This is a genomic window from Streptococcus infantis ATCC 700779 (assembly GCF_000187465.1).
Taxonomy (GTDB): Bacteria; Bacillota; Bacilli; order Lactobacillales; family Streptococcaceae; genus Streptococcus; species Streptococcus infantis.
On sequence record NZ_GL732439.1, the window covers coordinates 975,694 to 981,702 of the forward strand.

A 6,009-nucleotide genomic window follows, 5' to 3' on the forward strand; every position below is an offset into this window, starting at 1 on the left:
TTACTCCCTATACAACAATTCATCACAGAACATGCATTCTTCATCCTGCTCCCGACGTTGTCCATAAAAATCATTACAAACGTGAAAACCATCTTTATAAATCCGATGAACACTTTCACGAACGTGCTTTGCTCTAGTTGTAGTATCAGTTTCTACCTCGCCGATACGTTCTCGCAACTTAGAGTTTTCCAAACGAAGAGCTGTATTCTCTTCTACAACACTCTTGAGATTTTTTTTGATGGCTTCGACATCTGCCAAGGTTGCCAACAACTGTTGAGAAAAATCATCTAAGGCATCAAATAATTCTTTCTTGTTCATGAACAGCCCTTTCTTTTTCTGTTTTCATGTTCATTTTATTGTAAAACTAGGAATTCCAAAGAATTCTGGAAAGACACATTTGCTTTCCACATTTTTCTGGCTTCGAGAAGGTTTTGCAATATTGTACGTGCTGCATTTTTTTGAATCTCTTGGCCTGCTAAAACTTCTAAAATTCTAAAGACTTGGTCTTGTTTTTCTTTGTCATCTGCTAAGCTAGCTAATTTTGCAACCTGTAAGTAAGATTCCTTTTTCCCAGCATCTAACCAAGAATAGAATCGTTCACTTTCTTCAAGTAGAGTCCAAAAACTTGTTTGATTTGTCAGTTTTTCGGCTTCTGCTTGCGATTGACTAAACTCAGCTAAAAGCCTTGCTTTATTTTTGACCAATCCTGCTTGTTCAAGTTGATTCCTAAGGCTTTCGACTTGTTTCTTAAATTGAAAAATCTGTGTCCGACTTCGAATAGTTGGTAACATCTGCTCTTGATCATTGGTTAAGAAGAAAATATAGGTTTCACTTTGCGGTTCTTCAATGACCTTTAGTAGTGAATTGGCGGCATTGGCATGCATTTTTTCTGCTTGTTCAATAATAAAAACCTGACGTTGATTTTCGATTCCTGATTGAGAAAACTGGCCAACTAATTCTCGGATTCGTTCCGTTTTAATGATTTGATTCATCGGACGAATAATGGTGACATCAGGAAATTCTTCCTGATCAATCAACTTACAATTTCGGCAAGACTCGCAAGGCAAGACACCTTGTTTTTCTGTACAGAACAAACTCTTAGACAGAAATAAGGCCATCTCCATGCTTCCGAAATACCCTGAAAAGAGATAGGCATGATTCAGCTGTCTTTGTTCTAAGATGTGAATAAAACGGTCAAATTGCTGGGGTTGACAAGCTCTTAATTGCTCTTGATTCATTCTGTCAGCCCCATTCTGTCAAATAAAACTTGTTTAGTATTTTCAACCACTTGATTTAGTGGTAAACTGGCATCGATTTTAACAATACGCTCACCTTCTTTCTCAAGAAGGGAAAGATAGCCTTGACGAACTTTTCTGTGCAGGTCTAAACCTTCCAAATCTAAACGATTGACTTCGCGATCGCTGTTTGCCGCGATTCGTTCAAGCCCCTTTTCTACTTCAATATCAAAATAAAGTGTCAAATCTGGCTTGAGACCATCTGTCGCAAATTGATTGAGCCAGTCAATAGCTTCAATATCCAAACCACGACCAAAGCCTTGATAAGCAACTGAACTATCAATAAAACGATCCATGATGACCAATTTTCCAGTTGCAAGTGCTGGCAAGACCTTCTCTACTAGGTGCTGTCTACGACTTGCAATATAGAGAAGCAACTCTGTCTTTGGATCCATCTGAGTATGACTAGGATCTAAAATGACTTCTCGAATCTTCTCACCAATCAAAACACCACCTGGCTCACGTGTTGTTAAAAACTCAATATTCTTTTCTTCTAACAAAGGAAGGATAGCTTCAAGCACACTCGTTTTTCCAGCTCCCTCTGGTCCCTCTAAAGAGACTAAAAATCCTTTTGACATGACGAACTCATTTCTTTTTTTCTTCCTTCTATTCTATCAAAAAAACAGGCATTTGTGAAAAGCTTTTTAACCTAATAAAAATTTATTCTGAAAAACTAGGATATACATTCGTTAATAAATAAGATAAATATTTAATTAAGTTTCTATATTCGTAATCAACTACCATACTGTCTTATTTTGTCTTTGTATAACTAGAAAAAAAGAACCTTGCATAGCAAGATTCTTTTAATGTCTGACTTAAATAATTGTTCTTCTGGGAACTAAATCGAATTAAGCTTCGATTTCTGTAACCATACCTGAACCAACAGTACGTCCACCCTCACGGATAGAGAATGTAGTACCTTGTTCTACGGCGATTGGGTGGATCAACTCAACGTCGATTGTCACGTTATCACCTGGCATTACCATTTCAGTACCTGCTGGAAGTTCGATTGAACCTGTAACGTCAGTAGTACGGAAGTAGAATTGTGGGCGGTAGTTGTTGAAGAATGGAGTGTGACGTCCACCTTCTTCTTTAGTAAGGATGTAAACTTCACCTTTGAATTTAGTGTGTGGGTTGATTGAACCTGGTTTAGCGATAACTTGTCCACGTTCGATTTCGTCACGTTGAACACCACGAAGAAGGACACCTACGTTATCTCCTGCAAGACCTTCGTCAAGTTGTTTACGGAACATTTCAACACCAGTAACAACTGCTTTTGAAGTTTCTTCTTTGATACCAACGATTTCGATTTCGTCGTTGACACGAACAGTACCACGGTCGATACGTCCTGAAGCAACTGTACCACGTCCAGTGATTGAGAATACGTCCTCGACTGGAAGAAGCAATGGTTTGTCAGTGTCACGTTCTGGTTCTGGAATGTACTCATCAACAGTGTTCATCAATTCCATGATGATGTCTTCGTATTTAGAGTCACCTTCAAGAGCTTTAAGAGCTGAACCTTGGATAACTGGAAGATCGTCACCTGGGAAGTCGTATTCTGAAAGAAGGTCACGGATTTCCATTTCAACCAATTCAAGCAATTCTTCGTCGTCAACCAAGTCGATCTTGTTCATGAAGACGATAAGGTGTTTAACACCAACCTGACGTGAAAGAAGGATGTGCTCACGAGTTTGTGGCATTGGTCCGTCAGTTGAAGCTACTACAAGGATAGCTCCGTCCATTTGAGCGGCACCAGTGATCATGTTTTTAACGTAGTCCGCGTGTCCTGGAGCGTCGATGTGAGCATAGTGACGTTTTTCAGTTTCGTACTCAACGTGCGCAGTGTTGATAGTGATACCGCGTTCGCGTTCTTCTGGAGCAGCATCGATAGACGCATAGTCTTTAGGTTGGTTAACTGCTGAAGGCAAGCGACGTGCCAAAACAGTTGTGATAGCTGCAGTTAGGGTAGTTTTACCGTGGTCAACGTGTCCGATAGTACCAATGTTAACGTGTGGTTTACTACGATCGTATTTTTCTTTTGCCATTTGAGTAAAAGCCTCCAATAAAATATATTTTATAGATAGACAGTAGGCAATACAGTCTAACTTTCCTTACTATTTTATCAAATTTTAGCTAAATTGCAAGTGTTTTACAAAGTTTTTATTAATTATTCTAATTCTTACTATAAGTTGTCGATTTATTGATAAAAAAAGAAACAGATGAATCCGTTTCTTTTTAAAATCTTTATTTTTCTCCCACTTCTTGTACTTCTTTATGTTTTTCATAAAGTCGGAGTAGGAATTTGGAAATTTCTTTGAGAATTGAGTAGGTAGGAACGGCAACGATCATACCTACGACACCATAGATATTACTTGACAACAATAATAGCACGAGAATTGTAATCGGATGAACTTTCATGACTCCACCAACAATACGAGGGTATAGGATATTCCCGTCTACTTGTTGGATAATCAGCATATAGATAACTGCTATAATCATCTTTTGAGGATCCGTAAACAGATTTGAAATAATCATCGGAATTAGTCCAATACTCGGTCCAACATAAGGAATCAAATTTGCTAAACCTGAGAAAATAGCAAAAACTAAAGCATATTTTAAGCCAATCACACTATAACCGATAAAAGCCAAACACCCGATAATAAATGCATCGATTGATACTCCACTTATGTAACGGGAAATGGTCTCATTCAAGTTTGTTATTAAACCAGATATATTGAGTTTGTCTCGCTTTAAAATAGTTCTTTCTAGCATCGGTAAGAATTTATGACCATCTAAAAGGAAATAAATCAAGAAAACCGGTGTCATAATGATAATTAAAACAGTGCTTACCAAAGCTGAAAGGACACTTCCCACACTATTTGTCACACTATTTAAGATATTTTGTAAAATATCGACATAAGAAAGATTTAATTGTTGGATTGTTTGTTGAATATCTAGCTCTTGGAAAGTAGGATATTTCGATAATTCTATCACTAAATCTTGGATTCGAGAATAGATATCTTGGCTAGAATTAATCAAGCTACTCAACTGATTAATTAAAATCGGCAAGAGATAGACGACAGCTATCACTATGGTTCCAAAGAGAACACAAAGTGTTAACAAAATACCAATGATTCGATTAATGCGACATTCCTTCTCTAAAAAAATGACAATTGGGTTTGTTAAGTAGTAGAGAAATCCACCTAATAAGAAGGGAATCATGATTGTATTTACGACACTTACAAACGGTGTAATAATAGCACCCATTTCTCGCCATAAGTAGAAAATAAGGGTTATTAATAATATCTCAGTGGTCCAGAAGAATAATTTATTTCTCCGAAACATATGCCACCTCCTCTTTTTCCTATTTTACCATATTTCCAAAAAGATTGATAACCTACATTATAAAAACAAGAATATTTTTTGTCTTTATGATAGAATAAAGTTACTATGAAGAAATTATTTTTAACATTAATCACGCTTATTTCATTTGGTTCTGCTACTACTGTTTTTGCTCAGGATTTTGATGTCGCAGCAAAACACGCCATCGCTGTTGAGGCTAACAGTGGTAAGATTTTGTATGAAAAAGATGCGACCCAACCGGTTGAAATTGCCTCTATCAGTAAACTACTTACTGTTTACCTAGTATATGAAGCTCTAGAGCAAGGCAAAATCACCCTTTCTACCCCAGTGGAAATTTCAGATTACCCCTACCAGCTCACAACCAACTCCGAAGCAAGTAACGTTCCTATGGAAGCTCGTAACTACACTGTTGAAGAGTTGCTAGAAGCAACATTGGTATCTAGTGCCAATAGTGCAGCTATCGCGTTGGCAGAAAAGGTTGCTGGATCAGAAAAAGACTTTGTTGATATGATGAAGGCTAAACTTCTTGAATGGGGAATTCAAGATGCTACCCTCGTCAATACAACTGGTCTAAATAATGAAACTCTCGGGAATAATATCTATCCTGGGTCTAAGAAAGATGACGAAAATAAGATGAGCGCCTATGATGTTGCAGTTGTCGCTCGTAATCTTATCCTAAAATATCCTCAGGTTTTAGAAATCACGAAGAAACCTTCTTCCACTTTTGCAGGAATGACTATTCACTCTACAAACTCAATGTTAGATGGTATGCCTGCTTACCGTGGTGGTATTGATGGTCTTAAGACTGGAAATACTGATAAGGCAGGAGCTTCCTTTGTTGGTACGACTGTTGAAAAAGGAATGCGTATTATTACAGTTGTCCTTAACGCTGACAACCAAGATACCAATCCATACGCTCGTTTCACAGCAACTTCAGCTCTTCTGGACTATATCTCATCTAATTTTGCTCTCCAAACAATCGTTAAGCAGGGGGAAAGCTACCAAGATAGCAAATCTCCAGTTTATGACGGGAAGCAAGATACGGTTACAGCAGTCGCTAAAGAAGATATAAAAATTGTTCAACGTCTTGGTAGTCGAGCGGAATCAACTGTTACATACACACCTGATGCTACTGAGCATGTTGCTCCTCTAGAAGCAGGTACGGTCGTTGGACATCTGACCTATGAGGACAAGGACTTAGTCGGTCAAGGTTATATCACCACTGATAAACCCACCTTTGAAATGGTCGCTGAAAAGAATGTTGAAAAAGCCTTCTTCTTAAAAGTTTGGTGGAATCGTTTTGTTCGATTTGTAAATGAAAAATTATAAAAAAATCGCGAGAAATCGCGAT

The 6,009-nt window shown here is 37.8% G+C and carries 6 protein-coding genes; 1 reads left to right on the top strand and 5 read right to left on the bottom strand.

Going from position 1 to position 6,009, the window contains the following annotated elements:
• The 5 genes from yabA to HMPREF9423_RS07255 form a co-directional block, all read right to left on the bottom strand.
• Positions 1-318 carry a DNA replication initiation control protein YabA gene (yabA, locus tag HMPREF9423_RS07235; protein ID WP_006148677.1) on the bottom strand — a complete coding sequence of 106 codons (318 nt, stop codon included), beginning with the start codon at positions 316-318 and terminating at the stop codon, positions 1-3.
• 35 nt (positions 319-353) lie between these two features.
• A complete protein-coding gene (locus HMPREF9423_RS07240; protein ID WP_006148678.1) occupies positions 354-1,238 on the bottom strand; it encodes a DNA polymerase III subunit delta' in 885 nt (294 codons plus the stop codon).
• Positions 1,235-1,873 (bottom strand): dTMP kinase, encoded by a 639-nt coding sequence (gene tmk, locus HMPREF9423_RS07245; RefSeq protein WP_006148679.1) that lies wholly within the window; start codon positions 1,871-1,873, stop codon positions 1,235-1,237. The genes HMPREF9423_RS07240 and tmk overlap by 4 nt, the downstream gene beginning before the upstream one ends.
• 270 nt (positions 1,874-2,143) lie before the next feature.
• A complete protein-coding gene (gene tuf, locus HMPREF9423_RS07250; protein ID WP_004253262.1) occupies positions 2,144-3,340 on the bottom strand; it encodes an elongation factor Tu in 1,197 nt (398 codons plus the stop codon).
• A gap of 199 nt (positions 3,341-3,539) precedes the next feature.
• The gene (locus tag HMPREF9423_RS07255; protein ID WP_006148680.1) at positions 3,540-4,640 is read right to left on the bottom strand and encodes an AI-2E family transporter; all 1,101 of its coding nucleotides are present in this window, start codon (positions 4,638-4,640) and stop codon (positions 3,540-3,542) included.
• Between the two features lie 105 nt (positions 4,641-4,745).
• Between HMPREF9423_RS07255 and pbp3 the strand changes: the two genes are divergently transcribed.
• The gene (gene pbp3 / locus HMPREF9423_RS07260; protein ID WP_006148681.1) at positions 4,746-5,987 is read left to right on the top strand and encodes a D-alanyl-D-alanine carboxypeptidase PBP3; all 1,242 of its coding nucleotides are present in this window, start codon (positions 4,746-4,748) and stop codon (positions 5,985-5,987) included.
• Positions 5,988-6,009 lie beyond the last annotated feature (22 nt).